General features: G+C 45.4%; 24 protein-coding genes. 15 read left to right on the forward strand and 9 right to left on the reverse strand.

Annotated elements, in window-relative coordinates:
* Positions 1 to 213 precede the first annotated feature (213 nt).
* The 3 genes from LAY57_RS21715 (at position 214) to LAY57_RS21725 (ending at position 2,932) form a co-directional block, all read left to right on the forward strand.
* The gene (locus LAY57_RS21715; protein WP_249068938.1) at positions 214 to 417 is read left to right on the forward strand and encodes a hypothetical protein; all 204 of its coding nucleotides are present in this window, start codon (positions 214 to 216) and stop codon (positions 415 to 417) included.
* 53 nt (positions 418 to 470) lie between these two features.
* Complete coding sequence (locus LAY57_RS21720) at positions 471 to 1,616, forward strand: protein kinase domain-containing protein (protein ID WP_249068939.1); 1,146 nt, start codon at positions 471 to 473, stop codon at positions 1,614 to 1,616.
* Between the two features lie 68 nt (positions 1,617 to 1,684).
* Positions 1,685 to 2,932: a nucleotidyl cyclase domain-containing protein gene (locus tag LAY57_RS21725; protein WP_249068940.1), complete on the forward strand. Its 1,248-nt coding sequence runs from the start codon at positions 1,685 to 1,687 to the stop codon at positions 2,930 to 2,932.
* A gap of 56 nt (positions 2,933 to 2,988) precedes the next feature.
* Here LAY57_RS21725 and ppc read toward each other — a convergent pair whose 3' ends face one another.
* Together ppc and LAY57_RS21735 are read right to left on the reverse strand one after the other, a co-directional pair.
* Positions 2,989 to 6,141 carry a phosphoenolpyruvate carboxylase gene (gene ppc, locus LAY57_RS21730; RefSeq protein ID WP_249068941.1) on the reverse strand — a complete coding sequence of 1,051 codons (3,153 nt, stop codon included), beginning with the start codon at positions 6,139 to 6,141 and terminating at the stop codon, positions 2,989 to 2,991.
* A 105-nt stretch (positions 6,142 to 6,246) separates the two neighbouring features.
* The gene (locus LAY57_RS21735; RefSeq protein WP_249068942.1) at positions 6,247 to 6,483 is read right to left on the reverse strand and encodes a hypothetical protein; all 237 of its coding nucleotides are present in this window, start codon (positions 6,481 to 6,483) and stop codon (positions 6,247 to 6,249) included.
* Between the two features lie 838 nt (positions 6,484 to 7,321).
* Here LAY57_RS21735 and LAY57_RS21740 point away from each other — a divergent pair.
* The 4 genes from LAY57_RS21740 to LAY57_RS21755 all read left to right on the forward strand — a co-directional run bounded on the left by LAY57_RS21740 (position 7,322) and on the right by LAY57_RS21755 (position 13,150).
* On the forward strand, positions 7,322 to 10,531 hold the full coding sequence (locus LAY57_RS21740) for a DUF1574 domain-containing protein (protein WP_249068943.1): 3,210 nt from the start codon (positions 7,322 to 7,324) through the stop codon (positions 10,529 to 10,531).
* A 144-nt stretch (positions 10,532 to 10,675) separates the two neighbouring features.
* Positions 10,676 to 12,193, forward strand: coding sequence for an MBOAT family O-acyltransferase (locus tag LAY57_RS21745; protein WP_249068944.1), 1,518 nt, complete (start codon positions 10,676 to 10,678; stop codon positions 12,191 to 12,193).
* Positions 12,194 to 12,264: 71 nt separating this feature from the next.
* Positions 12,265 to 12,540 (forward strand): hypothetical protein, encoded by a 276-nt coding sequence (locus LAY57_RS21750; protein ID WP_249068945.1) that lies wholly within the window; start codon positions 12,265 to 12,267, stop codon positions 12,538 to 12,540.
* Positions 12,541 to 12,649: 109 nt separating this feature from the next.
* On the forward strand, positions 12,650 to 13,150 hold the full coding sequence (locus LAY57_RS21755) for a helix-turn-helix domain-containing protein (protein WP_249068946.1): 501 nt from the start codon (positions 12,650 to 12,652) through the stop codon (positions 13,148 to 13,150).
* A gap of 119 nt (positions 13,151 to 13,269) precedes the next feature.
* Here LAY57_RS21755 and LAY57_RS21760 read toward each other — a convergent pair whose 3' ends face one another.
* Positions 13,270 to 13,440 (reverse strand): hypothetical protein, encoded by a 171-nt coding sequence (locus LAY57_RS21760; protein WP_249068947.1) that lies wholly within the window; start codon positions 13,438 to 13,440, stop codon positions 13,270 to 13,272.
* A 324-nt stretch (positions 13,441 to 13,764) separates the two neighbouring features.
* Entirely contained in the window at positions 13,765 to 14,124 is a 360-nt protein-coding gene (locus LAY57_RS36580) for a DUF3011 domain-containing protein (protein ID WP_420839110.1), read from the reverse strand.
* Positions 14,125 to 14,388: 264 nt separating this feature from the next.
* Here LAY57_RS36580 and recR point away from each other — a divergent pair, with 264 nt between their 5' ends.
* The 5 genes from recR to glgA all read left to right on the forward strand — a co-directional run bounded on the left by recR (position 14,389) and on the right by glgA (position 17,752).
* Positions 14,389 to 15,015: a recombination mediator RecR gene (gene recR / locus LAY57_RS21770; RefSeq protein ID WP_249068949.1), complete on the forward strand. Its 627-nt coding sequence runs from the start codon at positions 14,389 to 14,391 to the stop codon at positions 15,013 to 15,015.
* A gap of 145 nt (positions 15,016 to 15,160) precedes the next feature.
* A complete protein-coding gene (locus tag LAY57_RS21775; RefSeq protein ID WP_249068950.1) occupies positions 15,161 to 15,487 on the forward strand; it encodes a DUF433 domain-containing protein in 327 nt (108 codons plus the stop codon).
* A 3-nt stretch (positions 15,488 to 15,490) separates the two neighbouring features.
* Positions 15,491 to 15,832: a DUF5615 family PIN-like protein gene (locus LAY57_RS21780; protein WP_249068951.1), complete on the forward strand. Its 342-nt coding sequence runs from the start codon at positions 15,491 to 15,493 to the stop codon at positions 15,830 to 15,832.
* Positions 15,833 to 15,852: 20 nt separating this feature from the next.
* Positions 15,853 to 16,137, forward strand: coding sequence for a phosphodiester glycosidase family protein (locus LAY57_RS21785; RefSeq protein WP_338022462.1), 285 nt, complete (start codon positions 15,853 to 15,855; stop codon positions 16,135 to 16,137).
* A gap of 139 nt (positions 16,138 to 16,276) precedes the next feature.
* Positions 16,277 to 17,752, forward strand: a complete 1,476-nt coding sequence (gene glgA / locus LAY57_RS21790) for a glycogen synthase GlgA (protein ID WP_249068953.1) — start codon at positions 16,277 to 16,279, stop codon at positions 17,750 to 17,752.
* Between the two features lie 59 nt (positions 17,753 to 17,811).
* On the opposite strand, the gene rbp is transcribed toward glgA, so the two are convergent.
* The 4 genes from rbp to LAY57_RS21810 form a co-directional block, all read right to left on the reverse strand.
* Entirely contained in the window at positions 17,812 to 18,114 is a 303-nt protein-coding gene (gene rbp / locus LAY57_RS21795) for an RNA-binding regulator (RefSeq protein ID WP_249068954.1), read from the reverse strand.
* 217 nt (positions 18,115 to 18,331) lie between these two features.
* Complete coding sequence (locus LAY57_RS21800) at positions 18,332 to 19,522, reverse strand: alpha-hydroxy acid oxidase (protein WP_249068955.1); 1,191 nt, start codon at positions 19,520 to 19,522, stop codon at positions 18,332 to 18,334.
* Positions 19,523 to 19,711: 189 nt separating this feature from the next.
* Positions 19,712 to 19,921 (reverse strand): hypothetical protein, encoded by a 210-nt coding sequence (locus tag LAY57_RS21805; RefSeq protein ID WP_249068956.1) that lies wholly within the window; start codon positions 19,919 to 19,921, stop codon positions 19,712 to 19,714.
* Positions 19,922 to 20,017: 96 nt separating this feature from the next.
* Positions 20,018 to 20,896, reverse strand: a complete 879-nt coding sequence (locus tag LAY57_RS21810; RefSeq protein WP_249068957.1) for a hypothetical protein — start codon at positions 20,894 to 20,896, stop codon at positions 20,018 to 20,020.
* Positions 20,897 to 21,066: 170 nt separating this feature from the next.
* Between LAY57_RS21810 and LAY57_RS21815 the strand changes: the two genes are divergently transcribed.
* Positions 21,067 to 21,303, forward strand: coding sequence for a type II toxin-antitoxin system Phd/YefM family antitoxin (locus LAY57_RS21815; protein WP_249068958.1), 237 nt, complete (start codon positions 21,067 to 21,069; stop codon positions 21,301 to 21,303).
* The gene (locus tag LAY57_RS21820; RefSeq protein ID WP_249068959.1) at positions 21,300 to 21,698 is read left to right on the forward strand and encodes a type II toxin-antitoxin system VapC family toxin; all 399 of its coding nucleotides are present in this window, start codon (positions 21,300 to 21,302) and stop codon (positions 21,696 to 21,698) included. Before LAY57_RS21815 ends, LAY57_RS21820 begins: the two co-directional genes overlap by 4 nt.
* A gap of 125 nt (positions 21,699 to 21,823) precedes the next feature.
* Here the strand turns inward: LAY57_RS21820 and LAY57_RS21825 are convergent, their stop codons facing one another.
* Positions 21,824 to 22,624 (reverse strand): Uma2 family endonuclease, encoded by an 801-nt coding sequence (locus LAY57_RS21825; RefSeq protein WP_249068960.1) that lies wholly within the window; start codon positions 22,622 to 22,624, stop codon positions 21,824 to 21,826.
* Between the two features lie 96 nt (positions 22,625 to 22,720).
* On the opposite strand from LAY57_RS21825, the gene hemC reads away from it, so the two are divergent.
* A complete protein-coding gene (gene hemC / locus LAY57_RS21830) occupies positions 22,721 to 23,689 on the forward strand; it encodes a hydroxymethylbilane synthase (RefSeq protein WP_249068961.1) in 969 nt (322 codons plus the stop codon).
* The last annotated feature ends 31 nt before the right edge of the window (positions 23,690 to 23,720 follow it).

Raw genomic sequence — 23,720 nt, forward strand, 5'->3', positions numbered from 1 at the left:
TGAAGTGGACTGGAAGATTAATATTCAGTCCACTTCAGTGGACTTCAGCTATTAGCCTGGGGTTTGAACCCCAGGCGGGCTGGTATCAAAACCAAAATTGCGATCGCCAAATGCTTCGCCCCTACAATTATGCGCCGCGATCTTGCTACCACAACAGAAACCCGGTTTCTCCAAGAAACCGGGTTTCTAGGCCCTGGCTGAGGCCCTACAATCATGCGCCGCGATCGATCTCTCTACCAAAACAGAAACCCGGTTTCTCCAAGAAACCGGGTTTCTAGGCCCACAGCTGCGATCGCCCCTACAATTATACGCCGCGATCGATCTCTCTACCACAACAGAAACCCGGTTTCTAGGCCCACAGGTGCGATCGCAACAGCGATGCGTAGCACGATCGCACTCACCACAAAATCACGCTAAACTCTTAGTGTGCAAGACTTTCTTCAATCTAAAATCTAAAATCTAAAGTCGATATGAGTTATTGCCTCAACCCTAATTGCCCAAACCCCGAAAACCCAGATGTCACGCTATTTTGCGTCACCTGTGGCACTAAATTAATTCTAAAAGACCGTTACCGCGCCATCAAACCGATCGGACAAGGCGGTTTTGGTATAACTTACTTAGCAGTGGATGAAGATAAACCATCCAAACCACCCTGCGTAATTAAACAATTTTTCCCTTTAGTTCAAGGTGCGAGTAACCTTCAAAAAGCATCGGAATTATTTACCCAAGAAGCGGTACAACTGGATGAATTGGGCAAACATCCCCAAATTCCAGACTTGTTAGCCTATTTTATCATAGATAATCAGCAATATCTAGTCCAGGAATTCATCGACGGACAAACTTTATCTCAAGAATTAGCACAAAAGGGTATTTTCAATGAAATTCAGATTCGACAATTGCTGAATGATTTATTGCCAGTCTTGCAATTTGTCCACAGCAAGCTGGTAATTCACCGGGATATCAAACCTGATAATATTATTAGGAGAAAGATCGATCGCAAACTCTTCCTCGTCGATTTCGGTGCTGCCAAAACCACTACTGGCAAAGCTTTGCAGCAAACTGGAACGAGTATCGGCAGTCCCGAATATGTCGCACCGGAACAATCTAGAGGTAGGGCTGTTTTTTCTAGCGATATTTATAGTTTAGCAGTTACCTGCATTCACCTATTAACTGGAATGTCGCCTTTTGATTTATTTGATATGAACCAAGATGTTTGGGTGTGGCGGCAATTTCTGAAAAATCCCGTCAGTAACCAGATGGGTAAGATTCTTGATAAGATGTTGGATAATGCGATCGATCGACGCTATCAATCAGTTGCTGATATTCTCAAAGATTTGAATATTCAAACACCACCAGCCGCGACACCAAAACCTCAAACCCCTACAAAGCAGACTGTAAAACCATCTCCCGTTACACCAGCTATTCCAGTGAAAAGTAAAATTGATGATGAATTAGCACAATTAAAATCTGAATTCATTAATCCTGCTGCACCTAAAAAAAATCAGCCATCGCCATCTCAGCAAACGCCGTCACCTAATTCTACCACAGCCAAAAGCCAGATTGATAAGGATTTGGAAGAGTTGCGATCGCAATTTGGTCAAAACCTAAATAATTAATTAAAATTGTCCGGTTATTGGCTCTTGGGAAGTATCCTAGTTTTTAAGTAATTTAACGAGGTAAAGATATGGCAAATAAATTTAGCAAAGAACGATACTCTCCTTCATTTTTTGACCTTGCACAAGATATTACTGGTGGTTTACCGATCAAGCTGGTTAACCAGTGGCTAGAAAGTGAACAAACGGAAGAAGATGCTTTGAAGCTGCTCGCTCAGTATAAAATCAAAGGCTATAGTGTCTCTTCTGATTCCGCTGGTTTAACGAAACTGACCAAGCAAAAAGGCTTGATGGAAATTCTCGCCATTATCAATCAGCCAAAAGAAATTGTGCATGGTTACGGTACTGCGATTGGCGGACAAGGGATTGGCATTTGGGCTGCTGATAATACTCAAATGTTTTATCCAGAAGCAGTTACTGCTGAAACTCTCTTGTCTGCATTGCTAACTATGCAGGATGAGATTAAGAAAACCTGCCAAATTAAAATTGGGCTGGGGGCGCACTTGGGTGAGTTTTATTACATTAATGGTGGCTTGTATGGATTAGAAGCAGATGCGATCGAAGAAGTTGCTGAAAATGAAACTGAAGGTGGCGAAATTGCTATCAGTGAAGGTATTTACAATCTCTTACCAGAAAACCACCAGTTTGTAATTGAGAAAAAAATCGCCCATCCTATAATAGGCAAGATATTTCGCCTCATAGATGGCCCGCGTTTAGCTAATGTCCAACCTGGAAATACTAAATATCCTATTCCCTACTCTGAGGATTTTTATCGAGACTTAGTTACTTATGAAAACCGACTGCATGATACTGCGTTTGGTCAGCAATTGGCAGATAAGTACATGATTAAAAAAGTGGTCGTACTGATCGAACGGGAGACAAAAGAAATTGAATTACATCAAGTTTCTATGTTAACTAATATCTCCCTTTCCACAATTTTAAAAGATGTGGGTATGCGGCTGCTTTCTCAAAACAATGGTGTTGAAATCAAGGTAGTTAGCAACTTAGGAATTTACATTTTTGACGATGGAGTAGCGGCGATTAACTTTGCGAAATTGATTCGTGAAGAATTAGTTAAACAAGACCTTAGCTGTCGAATTGGCATTGATGTAGGCCCAGTTTTAATATTCGATCTACCTGTCGGTGGTAAGGATATTGCTGGTATGCCCGTAAACATTGCTTCAAAAATGGCGCAAGATAAAGGAAAGTTAGGCAAATTGTACTTGAGTGCAGCAATGAAAGAGTTGGTAAATTTAAATGGATTTACAGAAATTAAATACACCGTTTCAGGGGTAGAAATGGCCGCATACGAAGGTTAACATAACTCAGAAACCCGGTTTCTTGAAGAAACCGGGTTTCTTTACATCAGCGATCATCAACCTGTATTCCGCATCCCAGCAGCAATACCGTTAATCGTCAACAACGCACCACGCAACAATTCACCGCGACTGTGACGAGAATCGATCACTCCAGAAGCAGCTTGAGTCTTACTTTGGCGGAGGCGTTTCAGCAGAGACACTTGCAAGAAACCTAGCGGCACAATGTTACCATTGCGTAACTGGACCGATCGCTGCAAATCCGGATCGCCATCCAACAAACGTTTGTGATCGGTGATGCTTAACACGAGATCGCGAGTCAGATGATATTCATTCGCAATCTGTTCAAACAACCGTTCAAAACGGGGCATATCTTCGGTTAAAGATAATTCCTTTACGTAATGATGAGCGAGTTGTAGGTCAACTTTTGATAAAGTCATCTCCACTTTGGAGATGACCATTTTAAAGAACGGCCACTTGTAATAAAAGTAGCGCATTAACTTCAGGTTTTCCTGGGAATCTTCATTTAAAAAATCCTGAAGTGCCGTACCAACACCATACCAAGCTGGTAGCAGGAAACGGCTTTGCGTCCAGCTAAACACCCACGGAATAGCGCGGAGAGTAGTTAAATCTTTCTTCCCGCTGCGGCGACGCGCCGGACGAGAACTAATTTGCAATTGGCTGATTTCATCAATTGGGGTAACGCTATGGAAGAAATCGATAAAATCAGGTTGTTCGTAAATCAAGGCGCGATAGTGCGTGCGTGATTTAGCTGACAACTCTTCCATTATTTCGTTCCAGGGTTGAATATCATCAAACCCAGTTCTCAATAAGCTGGCTTGAATTACCGCCGAAGTGACGGTTTCCAGGTTGTAGATGGCTAATTCCGGCCAAGAATATTTAGAGGCTAACACTTCGCCTTGTTCGGTAATCTTGATCCGCCCGTTGATGCTGTGACCGGGTTGTGCCAAAATAGCTTCGTAGGATGGGCCACCGCCGCGTCCTACGGAACCGCCGCGTCCGTGGAAGATGCGTAAATTGACATCGTATTTTTCTGCGATCGCTTGCAGTGCTTTCTGCGCCTTGTGAATTTCCCAGTTACTGCTCAAGAAACCAGAATCTTTATTGCTATCAGAATACCCCAACATCACCTCTTGCAGGCTTTGCCGCTGTCTGTTAGCAGTCTCTGGCGTTTCGTCTAAACTTTTTACTGAGATCGCAGACTTACCACCGGCCAGCAAAGACCGATAACAAGGCAATTCAAACAGCGTCTGCATCACGTATGGAGCCTGTTTGAGGTCTTCTACGGTTTCAAAGAGGGGCACCACGTACAGCGTACCTTCCCCTGTGGATGGGTCATAGAGTCCGGCTTCTTTCGCCAGCAGCAACACTTCCAGCAAGTCGCTCACGTCGTGGCTCATGCTGATGATATAAGTTTGGCAGATTTCAGGGCCAAATTCTTGCTGAAGCTGGCGCACTACGCGAAAGGTTTCAATAATTTCGCTGGTTTGGGGGCCAAACGGCAGTTCTGTTGGAATTAAAGGTCGTCTGGTTTGCAGTTCCGCCACCAACCATTCGATTCGTTCTTGCTCTGTTAGTTCGTTGTAAGGCCGGGGTAAAATTTGCAGGTATTGGGCAATTTCATTAACGGCGTCAGAGTGATGGGTACTTTCCTGGCGGATATCCAGGTGCGCCAGCTTGAAGCCGTAGATTTCTACCTGACAGATCAGATTTTCCAGATCTCGGCAAACTAACCCGGTTTCCTTGAGGTTGCGCTGAATTAGCCGCAATTGAGCTAGGAATTCTGAGGCAAACTGGTAGTAGCTACCAGGCTGGGGTTGCTTGAGCTTGTCCAGTTGTACGTCATCGCTGTTGTAGAGTCGCCAATTGCGATCGAGGGTATTTTCCAACCGCTTTTTCACAAAAGATAGCTTTAAGCGATAAGGCTCTTGCCGATATTTAATTGATAGTTGTTCGTATACCTCTGGCATTTGCATTCTATTTTGCTCCAGAGATTCCAGCAGTTCCGGTAATACATCGCACCAGTGCAATGACAGACTCAATCGCTCGATCAGCTGTCCTACCGATTTGATATATTTTTCCAAAACCAGATTCCGCTGGTAGCAAGCTGTTTGCCAAGTGATCGCCGGTGTCACCGAAGGGTTACCATCCCGATCCGATCCTACCCAGGAACCGAACTTGCAGAAGTTGTGGTTGGGAGGACGCAGATTACCAAAGGAGCTGTTTAAACTTCTCTCTAAGCGTTGATAAAGTTGAGGAATAGCATCAAACAACACTTCTTTGAAGTAGTGGAGGGTATAGTCTACTTCATCTAACACGGAGGGTTTGAACTGGTGCAATTCGTCAGTTCGCCACCACAGGCGAATTTCTTCTGTCAATTCCTCTTGGAGTGCTGATGCTTCCCAAGGTGCTTCTGCGCTGTTCCACAGGGACGCTTCTGTGATTCCGGGACTCCGTGCGGTTTCCCCAAGGTTAGAGTAGCTGAGGTTACAGTATGAAGTTTGCGCGTTTTGCTCCACTTCGTCGAGTTGTTGTAAAATCTTGGCAATGCGCCGCTGTTTGTCTCTGATGGTGTGGCGGACAATTTCTGTCGGGTGAGCTGTGAACACCAACCGGACATCCAGGTTGTCAATCAGTCGCTGGATAACTTGCGGTGGCATATTTAATTGCCGCAATTTGGGAAATAACGACTGGAAGGTGCCTTTTTCCCGCTTTTGACCGTTTGTTTCTTGCCAATTTTTTTCTAGGGAGTCTCCTCCGGGTACGGCACTTTTGGCTTCTGCATCTAGTTTGGCAAACGCTTGCAGGGCTGGATCGGCTGGTTCTTTAGCGGGTACCATCCTTAAGGAAAGCTGTTGGGCTCGTTGCTCGTAGTGCTGTTCGACAATGTTGATTAGCTGGAAATATAGCGCAAAGGCTCTCGCAGCGCGAATGGCGGCGTTAATATCCAGGTTTTCAATTAGCTTAGAGACTTCTGCGTCTTTTTCGTTGGTCGCTTGTCCTTCTGGAGAACAAAGCGATCGCAGTTGTTTTAGTAAATCTACCAGTTCCTGACCGCACTCCGAGCGGAGAACAGATTCCCACAACTCTTCCACCACTTTGAGGCGATGGCGCAGATACAATTCTGATGGCGAATCGGATGGCGATGCAAGATGAACTGCCTGATGGTCAGAGTGGAGTATGGAACTCATAGGGTCTGCTTTAGCTGTTCTTGGATATTCCATAATTTTAGGCTCTTAAGTTCGATGAATTTAGTCTCATAGAAGACCAATTGACCGCTAAAGAGCGGTCTTTTTTTATTCAGTTTGCTTTTGGGCCCGATCGGGGAATTCGATCGCCGGTAACCGATCGCCCCGAAATACTTCCTCGCTGGCTTCACCTAGCGCTTGTAAAAGCTCTATTGATGCTTTACCACATAGTATTCCCAAAAGCAATGGCCCTGTGGCTAGACTCACCAGCATTTCTGTGGGAATTATAGCCTGAGAAACGTTAAAAGTTTCTTTTTGGGGTATATTTGTGCTATCGCTCTGCATAACGTTCCTTGATATCGAAAAGTGCTGTGTGCTGTGTGCTGAGTGCATCGGGTATGATATCGATCGCACCGAGGCGCTCTTGTTTCTTATTATTGCCAGTTTTCAGAAAAATGGTTGTCTTAGGTACTGGTTACGCTTTAGCGCTCAAAGAGCGCTAAAGCTGAACAACATACCCATTATCCATTCCGAACAATAGTCAATGTAACTAACTAATAACTTGAGTTAATAAGCTGCTACGCATCTAAAATGACCGTCAGTTTTTCTCTTGCTTCTTGTGGGATGGGCAGGAAAGCCCGTCTTTGTATGCGATTTAGATGCGTAATATCTTAGTCAATATCTTCACCATAAATAACAGATGAATTATTGTCTAATTAGGTAGTTAGCGTAGTTGAAAATATTCTTATAAATGTTGCAGAAATTATCTAGCTGTTTACATAGCCAGTGGTTTCGATCGATAATTTGTCTTTCAACTACCTGCATTTGTTGAAATAACTGTTGAATTGGCAAAATTAGATCGGATTTGGCTATACTTGGCTAGAACGTCAGGAAAATTAGTTCGTCCTGTGTCCAAACTATGTTGTTAGCCTGAAATAGTAAATAAAAAGAAGTAGAAAAGGGAATGGTGCAGTACTTGCTTGTCCCCCTTGTCCCCCTTGTCCCCCCTGTCCCCCCTGTCCCTTATTTCTTTTGACTTTTGAATGAGTGACTTTTGAGTTTCTTGGTAAACTCATCAGAACAGGCTATAATTCCAGTCGTCTTTAATTAAGCGGATCTGGCCAATCAGCCACCGAAAGGTCAAAATGACGATTCCCAAACAAACTCAGGTAATATTGCCCTGATGGTAAAAGTCAATGAACGCAAACTGGCGAACAACGCCTCAACCCTAGAGCAATGGGCCGATCGGGCCATAAAAATTGCCGGAGTGCAAGTCAGAGTCCGATTACGAGGTAACAAGCTGCATATTCTGTGCGAGGGTCAAGAGTGTCCCCACAGACAAACAGCGGTGGATCGATTCGTCCAAGCGCTCAGGGCCACAAACATCAATGACCTGCTTGGTGTTGAAGAGTCTTCGATCGAGCGAGTGTTTCTTTACGGTCGCCCTTTGGGTGAAAAGCGTCCAGATTGGACAGAGCGGATCGACCTCAACCAGCTATACAATCATCACGAAGAGCATTTAAGGGAAGTAAAATTTCCAAAAGCGGGTTTAACCAGCAGCCACCGGAAAATGTCAGAAATATCATTAAAACCGCCTTTAAGCAGTCAGGAAATTCTACCGGGTCAAATGGCAGAAGTAGTGGAATCGACTGAATCTTCCCAAAACCGGGCTCGTCAAGGACATCCAGAAGCGATCGCCAGGTATCTCGGTAAAAATCTCCAGTCCTTGGGAGTGCGGGTCAAAGTTGTGGCAAAAAGCCTGCAAAGAAAGAATGACAGCGACTGGATGAAGAATGAAAATTCAGCACCAGATGCAAAAAAAGAGCGTCGCCTTTGGGTGTTCTGCGAGTCCGCCTACAGTCCAGATCCGTCATTGCTAGCTTCCCCAATTGCCCAGCAGCTGAGGGATCTGCGCGTTGAGGGGTTCAGAGATGCCGTCATTATCAGCCAAGTAAGCGGCGAAGAAACTCCAGATTGGATGCTGCGGGTGGATCTGACTTCGCCAGAGGAAATGCTATCTTCATGGGCAAGCTGGGGCGACGAGAAGGCTCTAGGGCGATTGATCGATCGCGCCACAGAGCATCTGGATATGGAAATATCGGCAGTGAAGAAGGAATCGACACTGCATATTTCCTGTACGGAAAAGAACAAATCTGCTAAAAAACAACAGTCCGATCGCGAGACACCAGATAAGGAAAAGGCCGTAGGAGCGATCGCACCCCTTTTAAACTCCCTTGCACCTAGAAATATTCAAGCTGCAATCATCTACGGTCACGAAGCAGAATCTTCATCACCAGTTTGGGTAGATTGGCTGAATTTACCAGCAGCAAGTCAACCGGAATTAGCAACCCCCGCACAAGAACTGGCATCTGCTGGAAACGAAACAGCAATAGAGTTTTTGCTAGGTCAGTTACTCAATCCAGACCTGGATTGGCGTCTGGCCACAGGTGGCATTCGCGTACAAGCCCGACGCAAAGAAGATTTACTGCATATCATGACCGATGCGCCGGTTTGTCCGAGTCAGCGACAGGTGGCCGTGCCTGTTGCTAACTTCGTGCGTAAGCTGGAAATCGCAGGAATTTCAGGCGTCAGGGTTTATGGTCGTCGCGCCGGACAAAAACAACCGTTGTGGAATTCTGGACTGGATTTTGTTGCCCGGAATCGCCAAGTAGAGGAAACTAGCCCAGATTTTGCCGCAAGCGACGAATACGTAGAAGAGGTGACAACCGATAGCCTCAACTTGGAAAATTCATACCCTCCTTCATGGAGTTACCCCAACGGGGAACGGTTAGCAGATGTAACCGTAGCAACAGAGGCAAGGGAAGTCTCAAAAGAGATCGATCCGCCACAAAATACGCCGCGCCTCAAGCTTGCTTGGCACAAGATGATGCAGGCACTCTCGCAGGCACTGATGCGATCGCAAATCTTCACTCCCGGTGTCGAAACCCACAACTTCCTGTCTTTACCAGGTCAAGTAAACAACTATCAAGGCGTTAAAGTGGCTTTGGTTTGGGGTGCGGTGGGAATTACTCTGACCTGGAGTCTGGATTTAGTTCTAGGCCAAATCCTCAGAAACGTAGAAAATCAGATCCAAGAGTCATTAGTCTTATCTCAAAAGTCATTAATTTCTGACGAAATGACCGATGAGCAAACACAAAAGCCAAAGAAAGATCGCGGCAATTCCTCTCAATTACCGCCAATCTCTCTTGGACAAACTTCTGCTAAAAATTCCCAAGTATTCAATTCGTCAGGATTTACTAAACCGGGCGGTAAGGAATTCAACCTCAACGCCACGGGTGCAAGTGCCACTTTAATTAAGCCCGCGTCCTTATACCCCAGTTTCAACAATCCTCAGTTAGACGAAAAACTGGCTCTTTACAAACAGCGCGTCGCCCAGTTAGGAGCCCCCGATATTCTGATTTTGGGCAGTTCCAGGGCACTGCGGGGGATCGATCCGCAAGCGTTGCAAAAAGCTCTGGCCGCTCAAGGTTATGGAAAAATGGAGGTGTTTAACTTTGGCGTAAACGGTGCTACAGCCCAAGTCGCAGATATGATGCTGCGCCGCTGTTTGACACCAGAACAATTGCCAAAAATGATTATTTGGGCAGACGGAGCCCGTGCCTTTAACAGCGGTCGTACAGATCTTACCTATAATGCGATCGCCGCATCCGCTGCCTATAAACAAATGGTTTCCGGTACTCTGCCAAGAGAAAATTCCCTAGACGATAAACCTGCGAAAAACCTCGAACCTTTCACCGCAACACCAAGCGTTCCAGGCGGAAGCGGTTTGTCGATCAACTCGCAAGCGATCGATCGATGGTTAAATCAGTCTTTTGCGATCGCTTCCTCCACCTACGAAGAACGCGATCGTTTGCAAACCCTCCTGCGTAATGGATTTGCCAGCACATTCAGTTTTTCTTCATCTCAGCGTCAAAAAAACCAACAGCCCTTTCTCCAAGACAGATTGGTTGACTGGGATGGCTTTTTGCCAGTGACTATCCGCTTCAATCCCACCAGCTACTATGAAAAGCACTCCAAAGTCACAGGCGAATACGATAACGACTATAAAAGCTTCCAGCTAGTAGGCACCCAAGTAACTGCCCTCGAATCCTTCGTTCAGTTCACCCAAGCTAACCAAATTCCCGTCATTTTTGTCAACCTCCCCTTGACAAAAGAGTACCTAGACCCTTCACGGAGTCGGTACGAACAGGAATTTCAGATGTATATGCTGCGCCTATCCCTCAGTCGCGGATTTATTTTCCGCAATTGGAGTCAGTTATGGCCTACCCGCAATGACTACTTCTCTGACCCCAGCCACCTCAACCGCTACGGTGCGATCGCCGTCTCCGAACGTCTCGCTCAAGACCCGCTCATTCCTTGGCCTAAGAAATAGGGGAGTAGGAAGTCAAAAGTCAAAAAGGGAGTGGGGGAGTGGGGGAGTGGGGGAGTGGGGGAGAATGACAACTGACCACTGACCACTGACAACTGACCACTGACCACTGACCACTGACCACTGACCACTGACTAATTTTGACTTATGAATTTTATCTCAATCTTTTATGGCATATTCTTGTTGTGCATTCTCTTAATCTACTGGACTGTGCAACACCAGAAATTACGATTGTGGATACTTCTAATTGCCAGTCTAGTCTTCTATGCCACATTGCAAATCCAGTATATTCCCCTGCTTTTTGTCGTTATCCTAATTAACTTTCGGCTGGGACTTGCGCTGGGACAACGTACCGTACCGAAGTTGCTTCCTTCAAACTGGCAGTTGACGAACGAAGATTGGCAATCTCTACAAATCGACTGGGATAAACGACGCCAAAAAATATTATGGCTGGGTATCGCCCTGAATGTTTTGTTATTGTTGGGCTTTAAATATGTACCCTTTTTCTTAAATTCGATCGGCGCATTACTGCACCTGCCACAAGCACAAACACAAGCTAGCTGGGTTAGCCTTCACCTGATAGCGCCTTTGGGAATCTCATTTTTCTGTTTTGAGTGCATCGCCTACTTAATTGATGTATATCGCGGTGCTACTGCAACTGGGGAGTTTCTCAAATTTGCGACTTACAAATTTTTCTTTCCCAAACTGATTTCAGGGCCGATCGCTCGCTATCATCACCTGTCAGCCCAGTTTAATACGCTGCGGTTTCCGAGTAGCGATCGGGTCGTAGAAGGATTGTGGCTGATTGCCTGCGGAGCCTTTAAAAAAGCCCTCATAGCCGATAATCTGGGAATTTTCGTCAAACTCTGCTTTGACAACTTACAGCGCACCGGCAGCGGTGACTTGTGGCTGGCTATCCTCGCCTACGGACTTCAGCTATATCTCGATTTCAGCGGTTATGTCGATATTGCTATTGGTAGCGCCATCCTATTGGGGTTGAATCTACCCCAAAACTTTGATTTCCCTTACTTCACTACCAGCATTGGCGACTTCTGGCGGCGCTGGCATATAACTTTGGGAGATTGGCTGCGTAATTATTTATACTTTCCCTTGGGTGGATCGCGGCAAGGTCTGGCACGCACCTGCCTCAACTTGTCGATCGTGATGCTAATCGCCGGGATTTGGCACGGTGCAGCTTGGGGATTTATCGTCTGGGGGGGATTGCACGGTTTGGCTTTGGTCGCTCACCGACTCACAGAAGCTTTATCCCATCGTTTTTCTGGGTTGAAGGAGTGGTGGCAAAGTATACCAGGTACAGTGGTGGCATGGCTGCTCACGCAATCGATGGTCTTCACGTCCTGGATCTTTTTCCGGTTACCTAATCTGCAAGATGCTGGCTGGGTAATTCAGCACCTGTGGGGACATAAAGGTGATGTTCAATTTGCACAAAAGGTTTACGTGGAAGCACTGGGACTGGAGCGTTTCCAACTAGCTTTGTTAGTTTGGGCAATAGTTGCAGTAATGGCGATCGTATTTGCCCTACATCGCAGTCTGAAGTTACAGTTGAATTGGCCGATCAAAATACTATTAGTGCCCGTAAGTCTCTACGCAGTTTGGCTGTTGGCTCCCAAAGAAGGTTTACCTTATATCTACTTCGATTTTTAGAACACCTGCATAGAGGGGAAAGAGTGCGATCGCATCCCCGCAAAAATCGGCAAAAATAGAAGCATCGCTCAATGGTGAACTGGATTATGGGTAGAGAAGAACTGTTACTTGAACGCTGGCGAGAACTCACACCCGATCTTCAACAAAAAGTTTTCGAGTTTGTTGAAGCGCTTAAATCTGAATCAGACGCAACAGCACCAGAATCTGACTACATTCCACAAACGCCCTTAGCTAAGAAACTGTGGGAAATTCGTCAACGAGCGATCGCCTCTGGAATGCAATTACTCAACGAAGCAGAAATTGAACAAGAGCTTGCTGAACGTCGGGGTGGACACCGTGAGTCGTAAGAAAACATACATCGACGCTGGCGTTTTGATCGCTGCTTTTCAGGGTGTTCACTCAACCAGCATTCGATCCAAAAGGAATTATTCCTATAGATTTAGTGAGGTTTTCTCCATGATTAAAAATGAAAAAGAATATCAATATTCCCAAGAGTGCGTCAGGGGATTTCAACAATCTATCGCCGATTGGGAAGCAGCAGAAACTGAGAAAAAAGATGACCCGATAGGTTGGCAACTTCAGCGTGCTACTTTACAAAGACATTTGGATGCTTTGAACGCAGAAATTGCCGAATATGAAACTCTTACCAATCACGATTCTCACACGCCGATCGTATTAAAACTAGATGATATCGACTACGTAGCTCAAATCCTAATAAAAGCTAGAATGGCAGCGAAACTCAGCCAACAAGAATTGGCAAATTTAGCTGGATTGACTCTCGAACAAATTCAGCTATACGAAGACAGAGACTATGAAAATGCTAGTTTTCTTGATGTGACAGCAGTGATTGACGCGCTGGATATAAAAATTCGATCGGCTGAGTTTTTGGTTCCTTTAGACACTCTTAGAAGAACACCAATTACTAAGGAAGAATTGCTACTTAGGATTTGTCGGTAGAGGCTGACAAGCTTGAGGGTTATACTGTTCCTTTGAATTTTCTGTTTTCGCATGAATTGCCACCACCCGACCGCCTGCATCAAACAAAGGACTAAGCTGCTACGCATCTAATTTGATAGTCAGTTTTTCTGAACTTCTTGTGGGAAAGAGTCATCGCGGATCATAAGGGACAAGATTTGTGCCAGTCCATTGCTAACCTGTGCTTTCTCCCGCCAGATGACTTCACCTAAGCGACTATCTTTTGGTAAATCTTGTGGATCTAATCCTGTTAGTGCTTGAATAGCTGTCATTCCCAGCGCATAGATATCGCTGTTAGGTTTTGGTTCGCCTTGAAGTTGCTCTTTAGGAGTATAGCCTTTTATATAAATTACAGTTGGTCTTGTTTGCGTACTTTTTCCTAATTTTAAAGTATAGCAACCGCCAGGGCGATTAAGCCAACTCCAACTGTTACATGAAGTCCATAATCCCTTACGGAGTAACCTCTTCCCTCTTCCCTCTTCCCTAGCCCCTAGCCCCTAGCCCCTAGTCCCTAGCTATAAGATTATCCGAGTAGTCTTATAAATATTGCTCCCCGACCTCTTAGAGATCGGGGATTGCCAGCTCGCCCTAATCATTTACCGTCTGTATCGATCGTTCTGGTTATATCGATCATTACGGTTATATCGATCGTTGCTGTTATATCGATCGTTCCGGCGATTCCCAACCGCGAACTCGGCTCGGCAACCATTCCTCACCCAAATACGATTCCTGTCATAGCCCCAATTCCCGTTGCATCTGCTGTTAGAGAGCTGTCTGACGAGTCTTACACCGCCATTTGTATTCACCCGACAAAAAGTCCGCTCGCGATTATTACTTTGACAAGTTATAATTCGCTGCGCCTCGGCTGGGATGCCAGCAGCGAAAACCGTGCCTATACTAATCGCCAAAGCGGTAGCAATGGCTGAAAAACGGTTAACCATATTAAATTCCTCCATTTTGGATTGGTGTTCGATGCAGAGCAAATGAAATAAAATTGGCCTCAAAGCCTTGTAATAGACTGAATTGCTTATTAAGGAACTTTCACTTGCTACTAGCTATATCGACGAGTATATCGAACCAAAGTTTCCATAGCACGTAGTTTCCTTCATGTCAATTGGAGTGACACTAATCCCTATATCATTCTTCGGCATAAGAATTACACCCCTAAAGGTTGATTTTGAATAACCACAAACGCCCTCCAGATGGCGATCGCTTTCTTTATGATTGAAAAAGATAGATTCGGAGGCAATCCCACGGTTTACACACGCCCTTTAGCTCGTTTGATCGAGCAATTACAACGCCTGCCCGGTGTTGGCCCTAAAACGGCTCAGCGCTTGGCTCTACATATCCTCAAGCGATCGGAAGATGAAGTACAGGCACTCGCCCAAGCTTTGATTGAGGCTAAGCAACAAGTCGGTTTGTGTCAAGAGTGTTTTCACTTATCTGCCGAGCCTGTTTGCGAGATTTGTCGCAATCCAAACCGCGACAATACCACTATTTGTGTGGTCGCTGATTCGCGGGATCTGATTGCATTGGAAAAAACGCGGGAATTTAGCGGTAAGTATCACATCCTGGGCGGTGTAATTTCTCCAATGGATGGCATTGGCCCAGAACAGCTGAATGTTTCGCCCTTAGTGCGGCGGGTGAGTCAGCAGAAAACTAAAGAAGTTATTTTGGCAATTACTCCCAGTGTGGAAGGCGAGACGACGACGCTTTATGTGGGTCAATTATTAAAGCCTTTTACAAAGGTGACGCGCATTGCGTTTGGTTTACCTGTGGGTGGCGAGTTGGAGTATGCAGATGAGGTGACTTTGGCGCGTGCTTTGGAAGGGAGAAGAGAGTTGTGATCGATTCAGAACCGATCCGAAAAGTCAGTTTTGGAGATTTTTTACCGCAGATGGAAGCAGATAAACGCATATAAACACAGATGAATGACAGCGGCTAAATGATTTTTCGGAGCGGCTCTAAAAATGGAGAATTTGGAGGTAAGATATGACTCTTAAAGAGTTGGAAACACAACTCGTTTCTTTAACTCCTGATGAAAAAGTTCAGGCAATACAAATATTAACTTCAAGTTTAGCCAACAACTGGCCTGAAATTAATAAGACTCCCGGCGTAATGGGTGGTGACGCCTGTATCAGACTGACTCGGATTCCTGTTTGGTTGCTAGTCAGTTATCGTCGGGATGGTGCGAATGATGCAAAAATTCTTGAGGGTCATCCCGATCTTAGTGCCGCCGACTTGGTGAATGCTTTCGCTTATGCTGATGCACACCCTGATGAAATTGAAAGAGCAATCCGAGACCAGGAGGAAGCCTAAACCTTGGCGCGTTTCTATACAGATGAACAATTCCCTTTCCCAGTTGTGGAATTCTTACGCTCTTTAGGTCATGATGTCTTGACGGTACAGTCAGCGGGAAATGCTAATCAAGGTATTCCCGATGAAGATGTACTGGCTTTTGCTATCAGCAACAATCGAGCAGTTTTGACGCTAAATAGAGATGATTTTATCCGGCTGCATCGGTTACAACCAATGCACGCTGGTATCATTGTCTGTACAAAAGACGATAATTGGGAGAGGTTGGCTAGACGGATTGATGAGGCTATTTCTACGGTAGAAACATTAAGTGGTCAGCTAATTCGAGTTACCCGTCCTTCATCATAAAATTGATTATCTAGGGTGCGATCGGATTTCCGGCATCTAAACAACAACTATTTTTGGTGACTTTTTTCCAAAGTTTATCTTTGCAACAAGAAGCTGAGATTATGAAGGCTATTGGTTGTATGGAAGCGATGAATTTAGATGGGGGTGCTTCTGTTGCTTTAGCTCGGAAAGGAAGGATTTTGTTGGCACCGGGACGGAACTTGACGAATGTAATAGTGGTTTACGATACTGAATATCGAGCGCCACAAGATCTGAAAATGTCTTGGCAACGGTTTCAAAATGGCGATCGGCCCTTAGATCCGTAACTTGTAAGAACACAGGAGGCAGAGCCCCATGCCCCATGCCCCAATAAAACTTTGCTTTCTTCCGAATGGCTAGGTCACTTGCTGCCCATAAAATATTATCTTTTGTAAAGGTGAAGATTAATATAGGTGAGGACAAAGGATGTACATCGTACAAATTGCCTCTGAATGCGCTCCTGTCATCAAAGCTGGAGGCTTGGGCGATGTTGTTTACGGGCTCAGTAGAGAGTTAGGAATTCGGGGTCATGGGGTAGAAATTATTCTGCCAAAGTACGATTGTATGCGCTATGACCACATTTGGGGGCTCCATAATGCCTATCGGGACTTGGAGGTGCCTTGGGATGGCGGCGCGATTACCTGTTCTGTGGATTGCGGCTGGGTACACGGACAGCTGTGTTTCTTTATTGAACCCCACTCTAGCGATAACTTTTTTAACCGGGGTTGTTATTATGGTTGCCTAGACGATCATCTGCGCTTTGCATTCTTCAGCAAAGCGGCTTTAGAGTTTCTGTACAGAACTAACAAGCGTCCTGATATTATCCATTGCCATGACTGGCAAACAGGCTTAGTTCCAGTCATGCTTTACGAGATTTATAAACATCACGGGATGGAGAATCAGCGGGTATGCTATACGATTCACAACTTTAAACATCAAGGGATAGCCGGTGCGAACGTGCTTACGGCAACAGGTTTGTATCGGGAGGAGTATTATTACGATCGCGATCGCTTGCGCGATGATGGCAACGAAACGGCGTTGAACTTCATGAAAGGAGGCATCGTCTACTCGAATTTTGTCAACACGGTTTCGCCCCATCATGCTTGGGAAGCGCGTTTCACAGACGTTGGTTGTGGTTTGGGTTACACCCTGCACAAACAGCAGCACAAGTTTGGCGGGATTCTTAACGGCATTGACTACAATGTGTGGAATCCAGAAGTCGATCCCTACATTCCCTATCACTACAGCAAAGACGATCTAGAAGAAAAAGCCAAGAACAAAAAAGCCCTACGCGAACGCCTCTGGCTGAATCATGTCAATAAACCGATTATTTGCTTCATCGGTCGGTTGGACGATCAAAAAGGCGTTCATCTCGTTCATCACGCCATTTATTACACGCTAAATCGAGTCGCCCAATTTGTGCTGTTGGGTTCAGCTACAGAACCAGGGATTAACACCCATTTCTCGCACGAAAAACAGCACCTGAACGATAACGCAGATTGTCACTTAGAAATTGGCTTTAACGAAGAATTAGCCCACTTAATCTATGCAGGTGCCGATATGATTATCGTCCCCAGCAACTACGAACCTTGTGGGCTAACGCAGATGATTGGTTTGAAATATGGAACTGTGCCGATCGTGCGGGGAGTAGGCGGTCTTGTCAATACTGTGTTCGATCGAGATTACGACCAAAACAAACCGCCTGAAGAACGCAATGGCTATGTGTTTTACCAGACAGATTATCAAGCTATGGAATCTGCGATCGATCGGGCAATTGATTTGTGGTACAAATCTCCCAAAGAGTTTCGCAAACTCGTACTTCAGGGTATGAAGTATGACTACTCCTGGAAGCATCCCGGCGATCAGTATGTAGGGATTTACGACCACATTCGGCATAAGTAAAGCTAGTAGTAGGGTGCGTTAGCGATCGCGTAACGCACCGTCTCCGCAACTTGAGTTAATTAGTAGCGTTCTCTACCCCGACTGTTGCCGCCCCAGCCACCGCCAGCAGGTTTTCTGTCTTCGCGGGGCTTAGCCTTATTAACTTTTAGATCCCGACCCATCCACTCAGCACCGTCAAGAGCTTCAATGGCAGCTGCTTCTTCAGCATCCGATCCCATTTCCACAAAACCAAAACCGCGAGAGCGACCAGTTTCTCGGTCAACGGGTATTTGAACCCGCTTGACAGTTCCGTAGTCGCCGAAAACTTTGGTCAGTTCTTCTTGCGAAACTTGGTAGGATAAGTTACCTACATAAATTGACATGGAAAATCTCCGAAATCAGATAGAAGTAACGATTGAGATTCGGAGAGAAGCCTGTCAATATCATTACCAATACCAACCACAAACACTACACCGAATTCAACAGTCGTATAATACCTTAGCACAAAAGTTAAAACCAAAAGCTTTTCTCCCTCCAAATTCCCTATTTAGGGTGAAGTGGGACGCGAGTGGGTGCTGTACAGATTGGCGCTAAGCCTGTCTATAACCGCACTACCAAACTGGGATCGATGTCCTGTAATTTAGCACAGCCGCTCAAGGCCATTGCGACATCCAATTCATCTTGCAACAGTTCGAGTACGTGCCCAACACCAGCTGCTCCGCCAACAGCTAATCCCCACAATACGGGGCGTCCCAACAATACTGCGTTGGCTCCTAAAGCCAAGGCTTTAAGGATATCTGTGCCGCGACGAATGCCACCATCAACGAGAATTTCTGCTTTGTCCCCTACAGAGGCAACCACTTCACTTAGGGCATCGATAGATGCTCTAGCTCCATCCAATTGTCTCCCCCCATGATTGGAAACTATTATTGCTCTAGCTCCATGTTCCACCGCCCTCACCGCATCATCTCCCCGCAAAATACCTTTTACTACTAAAGGTAGATGCGAAATAGATTGCAACCATTCTATATCTTTCCAAGTTAATGCAGGATTCAGCTGCTCTAAAAAATAGGTAAACAAACCCGATTCCCCAGGTTTGTAGGGAATTTCCAAATCTGTTATACTCATCAAATTAGCAAGTTCCATACCTGCTGGCAGCGCAAATTGATTGCGCCGATCTCTCTCCCGCCGCCCCAAAACTGGAGCATCGACCGTCAGACAAAGCGCCTGATAACCAGCATAATATGCGCGTTCTACCAGTGCCTTGGTCAGACCTCTGTCCCGATGTACATATAATTGAAACCAGAATCGATTTTGAATTTGGCGCGAAGTGGGCGTCTTGGCGGTTCCCGTCACGATGCCCACCGACGCACCAGAGGATTTTGGATTTTCGATTGAAGAAGCTTGTTCCGTCTCTTGCTGGGCTAACGCCACTTCCTCTAAACTCTTTGTCGCCAGGGTACTAAGCACCATCACCGTTCCCAACTTGGCAGCAGCTTTCGCAGTGGCAATTTCTCCTTCTGGATGCGCCAGACACTGGAAAGCCATCGGCGCGATCAGAATTGGCATCTGGAGAGATTGACCCAGTATAGTCGTACTTAAATCGCGCCGACTTACATCTACCAACATTCGGGGACAGAGTTTGTACCGCTCAAATGCGGCACGGTTGTCTCGCAGGGTGATTTCGTCCCACGCACCGCTGGCGTAGTAGTCTAGCGCCATCTGAGATAGATGCTTGGCGGCTAGGGTTTCGTACTCAAATAGATTGATGGGTTCAACAGCAGCAGTCATCTGCTAAAACTACTCAATGGTGAATTAGTATTATCGCTGAAAGAGAAGTGCGATCGCACCACTACATTTTTATATTATTCTAATGGCTATACAGCATTAAATATTTGACAATGAGTAAATTTCAATTCTTTATATGCAAGAAACAACCCTGACTACTAGGGACAGGGTTGCCAAATACTAAATTTTTAACTACCAATTTGAATCGCCAACAGCATCCCCATTTAAAGAATAGGGATCTACACGCCATTGCAGTTCGCGGTTAATCATTTTCAAATTATCGTTTTCTGCTTTCATCTCATCTAGTTGAGCTTGAAGCTCTTGAATCTGATTATAGTAACTTTGATTCAGTCGGATAACTGTGTCAATCTCCTCTTTTGTAAGCACTAATATCTGAATCATCGAAAAGTCCACCTCTGTATCGCTTGGGGTTTACATTCCCAACATAGGTTTGCTTTCCCAGCAGTGGACGAATTGCGATCCAGATGTAAAGTTTTGTTAACTGGCGCGATAGACTCCACCAATTTTAGAGGCGTAAACCTTTTTCCCGTTTATCCAGGCGAATGAACGTTGTTTTCGCCATGTTTTTGATTCCGGTTTTCGGCAGGCAGTAGCACCTAAACGACACATTTCAATTGTAGATTCGTTAAACTCTATCAATTTATGCCTCAGTGCTGGATTGACTTGCGCCGCAAATTGAGCTGCCACGAGTGTCATTGGCATCCATGAAACATGGAAGTTTTCCCACGAAAAATTATTTTTAAGCTTTCGCATTTCGCTCTGATTTAATCTTGGATAAAACCCATCTGGCATTCCTTTATCAACAAATCCTCTTACTTGCTTAAATCCCTTTTGGCCTTTATCCATTGAAATTTCTTTATAAGGGCGTAAGCAGACGGAAAACCTATCATTTTCAGTTTCTTTTAAAATCTCTGCAAACAGCTCGTAAGCAGACTTAAAATAATACTCATTATCCAGTATTTTCCCAAAAAGCTTAACGAACTGTTCGGGTAGCTGCACAGAAAAACACTTAGGCAAGAACAAAGCCGAGCGCAAATCAGAATGTACTATTTTGACATAGGATTCTGCTAGTTGAACTATTTCCCACAAACTCTTGTAGTGTCTAACCAGCAGCCAAATACCATCGTACTTCAGTTTGTCAATCTCTTTGTTGTCTAAAGCTTGAGCAATTGGATCGCCCTGTCCAACAATAAACTCTGCTCTCCAGCATTCAGCAATAATACCATTCCCTTTTCTCATGGTATGCCATTCATCAATTTTGTCCTGTGTATTAGCCTGATGTAGCAGGTGTTCGCTAGGTAGATTTTCTATAATTTGAGCGATTTCTTCCAAAAATTCAACATCTTTTTTGCTCATTTTTACCTCCCAGATAGTTTAGAAACTTAATTGATATATATTAAAGCATTAGAGTCAGTTGGGGCGATTGTCCTGCCTTATATAACTTTATCTGCTCAGATCTGCGATCGCACTCCTCCATCCCTATATTCCCTGGTGTACCATTAAGGTGTATCATTAGGAATGCTGAGATGTCTAAGATTACCGTTGAAGAAGCCAGTCAAAATCTGCAAGCAATCTTGGAACAAGTAGCAAAAGGACAAGAAGTGAGCCTCTGGCAGGAAGGAAGGGTCGTAGCCAGAGTAGTTCCACCGCTCACAAACGAGGAATGGTTAGCTAAACGTGACAAATCACGAGCGTCTATAAAGTTGAAAGGTGAGCCAATCAGTCAAACAGTGATTAGACTGCGGCAGGAGGAGCGCTATTGATCTACTTAGACACCAGTGTTATCGTTCCGTTCTACTTGCCAGAAGCTGCCAGTCAAGCCATTAGGGAACTGTTGAGTAATGAAGCACAACCCGCATTGAGTCAGTTGGTGGAAGTAGAACTGTTTTCAGCAGTATCCCGCCGAGTACGGATGGGGGAAATCTCTCAACAGGAGGCAAGACAAATAGCGATCGATTTTCAGACAGATCTGAACGACGGTTTTTATACCCGTATCCCACTGGAATCAGTTCACTATCAGCAGGCGCGTGAGTGGCTCGCTCGTTTTGATACACCTTTACGCACTCTAGATGCCTTACACTTAGCTGTAGCTGCCGACAACGATTTGCGTCTGGTAACAGCTGACGAAACACTCGCAGACGCAGCTAATATTTTATGAGTATCAGTTCAGTTATTAACACCATAAAGTTATTCTAGTTCTGCGATCGCGATCGCCCTCCTCAACTAAATCTATCTCCTTAGTAAAAGCGATCGCACTATCCTCAGAAGTATTCCTCCTAACTACTACAGTTCTATCCCTAAATCTCGCAACCGCTGAGCTAAATATTCAGCGCGTTGTTCGGCTTCTTGAGCGCGTTGTTCGGCTTCTTGGGTTCGTTGTCGCTCGATATCTGCTTGTTGCTGTGCTGCTTCAGCATCAGTTGGAATCCAGTTTCCTTCAACATCATACCAGCGCAACCACAAGCGATTAATTCCTTGATACTCTCCTTGCCACAATCCCAAACCCAATTTCAGGGTCGGCATCCAAACTCTTGGTTCAATCAAAATTAACTCTTGATAACGACCAGATGAGAGAGTAAATGCTCGTAGCTGGTTAGTATAACGATTAAATACAACATAGTAAGGCGCTCGCAAAATCCGCTCATAAACTTCCCACTTAGTTGGGGGTTTATTCACCTCACTGGTTGTTTCTCCCAAATCTTCCTTCTCTGTACCGGGAGACAGTAATTCCACCACAGCCAAAGGACTAATTCCTTCTTGCCAAACTACATAACTCAAGCGTAAATCTCGATCGTCATAAAGCCTCGGCACTCCTACAACTCCAAACCAATCCGGTCGTTTATACCAGTTTTGGTGACGAACATCGTAATATAGGTTCATGTCACTACCGCAAAATACCCGATCGGGGAAATAGTTCTGCGGACGGAAAGTGAAACTCAGCAGTTGAGGTTGCAAATCGTGAAATTCGTCAGGCAAACCGGGTGACTCCGGGTCTTCGCTAGGTAGATCGTACATCGTGGGCAGAGTTTCCCTGGGAGAGAGAGGCGGATCGGTTTGCTCAACAGGATACTTCAACAGAAACATAACTATTCTCACTTGCTGTAATTTCTAATATAGAAGTCCCACGCTGCGGTAGCCTAGATAAAGTGACTTTACACACTCCTTTGAAAACACAGCTTTATGTACTCTGCCGTTTCCGCTCGTCCCCGCACCATTCGCATCGCTTCTCGCAAAAGCCAACTTGCCTTAGTGCAAACCCATTGGGTGCAAGAACAACTCCAGAAACACTTCCCCGAAATAACCTTTGAAGTCCACACCATGAGTACCCAAGGCGACAAAATACTTGATGTCGCTTTAGCTAAGATTGGGGATAAGGGACTATTCACCAAAGAACTCGAAGTGGGAATGCTCAATAACGAGACAGACTTTGCCGTCCATTCCCTCAAAGACTTACCTACCAAATTGCCAGAAGGCTTAATTTTAGGGTGCGTCACCGAACGGGAAAACCCAGCAGACGCCCTCGTAGTGCATGAAAAGCACAAAGATAAGCAAATTGACACTTTGCCAGAGGGTGCAGTAGTGGGAACATCCTCCCTGCGGCGACTGGCGCAACTGCGTTACCACTTCCCCCACCTAGCTTTTAAAGATATTCGGGGTAACTTAAACACGCGACTGGCGAAGCTGGATGCGGGTGAGTTCGACGCGATTATTTTGGCGGTGGCGGGGTTGCAAAGATTGGGAATGGGCTCACGCATCCACCAAATCATCCCACCAGAAATATCCCTCCACGCAGTCGGACAAGGAGCCTTGGGGATCGAATGTCGTAGCGACGACACTGAAGTGCTATCTTTAATCAAAGTATTAGAACACGCTCCCACCGCCCAACGCTGTTATGCAGAGAGAGCGTTTTTACGAGAACTAGAAGGCGGTTGTCAAGTGCCGATCGGCATTAACACCCAAATTGAAGGCGACACCCTCACCTTAACCGGAATGGTTGCCAGTCTCGATGGCAAGCAGTTAATCAAAGATATCATTAGCGGTAATGTTAGCGAAGCTGAAAAACTAGGCATAGAACTAGCACAACACTTACGCCAACAGGGAGCCCAAGAAATATTGGATCGAATCTTTGCCGAAGTCAGACAGCAATAAACTGACTCTTAACTGGGGGAAGCGTATATTT

This window comes from Argonema antarcticum A004/B2, from assembly GCF_023333585.1.
Taxonomy (GTDB): Bacteria; Cyanobacteriota; Cyanobacteriia; order Cyanobacteriales; family Aerosakkonemataceae; genus Argonema; species Argonema antarcticum.

What these genes read in the sequence shown, in the direction of transcription:
- LAY57_RS21715 (WP_249068938.1), top strand. Translation starts at nt 214, where the DNA reads ATGCGCCGCGATCGATCTCTCTACCAAAACAGAAACCCGGTTTCTCCA.
- LAY57_RS21720 (WP_249068939.1), top strand. Translation starts at nt 471, where the DNA reads ATGAGTTATTGCCTCAACCCTAATTGCCCAAACCCCGAAAACCCAGAT.
- LAY57_RS21725 (WP_249068940.1), top strand. Translation starts at nt 1,685, where the DNA reads ATGGCAAATAAATTTAGCAAAGAACGATACTCTCCTTCATTTTTTGAC.
- ppc (WP_249068941.1), bottom strand. Translation starts at nt 6,141, where the DNA reads ATGAGTTCCATACTCCACTCTGACCATCAGGCAGTTCATCTTGCATCG.
- LAY57_RS21735 (WP_249068942.1), bottom strand. Translation starts at nt 6,483, where the DNA reads ATGCAGAGCGATAGCACAAATATACCCCAAAAAGAAACTTTTAACGTT.
- LAY57_RS21740 (WP_249068943.1), top strand. Translation starts at nt 7,322, where the DNA reads ATGGTAAAAGTCAATGAACGCAAACTGGCGAACAACGCCTCAACCCTA.
- LAY57_RS21745 (WP_249068944.1), top strand. Translation starts at nt 10,676, where the DNA reads ATGAATTTTATCTCAATCTTTTATGGCATATTCTTGTTGTGCATTCTC.
- LAY57_RS21750 (WP_249068945.1), top strand. Translation starts at nt 12,265, where the DNA reads ATGGTGAACTGGATTATGGGTAGAGAAGAACTGTTACTTGAACGCTGG.
- LAY57_RS21755 (WP_249068946.1), top strand. Translation starts at nt 12,650, where the DNA reads ATGATTAAAAATGAAAAAGAATATCAATATTCCCAAGAGTGCGTCAGG.
- LAY57_RS21760 (WP_249068947.1), bottom strand. Translation starts at nt 13,440, where the DNA reads ATGACAGCTATTCAAGCACTAACAGGATTAGATCCACAAGATTTACCA.
- LAY57_RS36580 (WP_420839110.1), bottom strand. Translation starts at nt 14,124, where the DNA reads ATGGAGGAATTTAATATGGTTAACCGTTTTTCAGCCATTGCTACCGCT.
- recR (WP_249068949.1), top strand. Translation starts at nt 14,389, where the DNA reads ATGATTGAAAAAGATAGATTCGGAGGCAATCCCACGGTTTACACACGC.
- LAY57_RS21775 (WP_249068950.1), top strand. Translation starts at nt 15,161, where the DNA reads ATGACTCTTAAAGAGTTGGAAACACAACTCGTTTCTTTAACTCCTGAT.
- glgA (WP_249068953.1), top strand. Translation starts at nt 16,277, where the DNA reads ATGTACATCGTACAAATTGCCTCTGAATGCGCTCCTGTCATCAAAGCT.
- rbp (WP_249068954.1), bottom strand. Translation starts at nt 18,114, where the DNA reads ATGTCAATTTATGTAGGTAACTTATCCTACCAAGTTTCGCAAGAAGAA.
- LAY57_RS21800 (WP_249068955.1), bottom strand. Translation starts at nt 19,522, where the DNA reads ATGACTGCTGCTGTTGAACCCATCAATCTATTTGAGTACGAAACCCTA.
- LAY57_RS21805 (WP_249068956.1), bottom strand. Translation starts at nt 19,921, where the DNA reads ATGATTCAGATATTAGTGCTTACAAAAGAGGAGATTGACACAGTTATC.
- LAY57_RS21810 (WP_249068957.1), bottom strand. Translation starts at nt 20,896, where the DNA reads ATGAGCAAAAAAGATGTTGAATTTTTGGAAGAAATCGCTCAAATTATA.
- LAY57_RS21815 (WP_249068958.1), top strand. Translation starts at nt 21,067, where the DNA reads ATGTCTAAGATTACCGTTGAAGAAGCCAGTCAAAATCTGCAAGCAATC.
- LAY57_RS21825 (WP_249068960.1), bottom strand. Translation starts at nt 22,624, where the DNA reads ATGTTTCTGTTGAAGTATCCTGTTGAGCAAACCGATCCGCCTCTCTCT.
- hemC (WP_249068961.1), top strand. Translation starts at nt 22,721, where the DNA reads ATGTACTCTGCCGTTTCCGCTCGTCCCCGCACCATTCGCATCGCTTCT.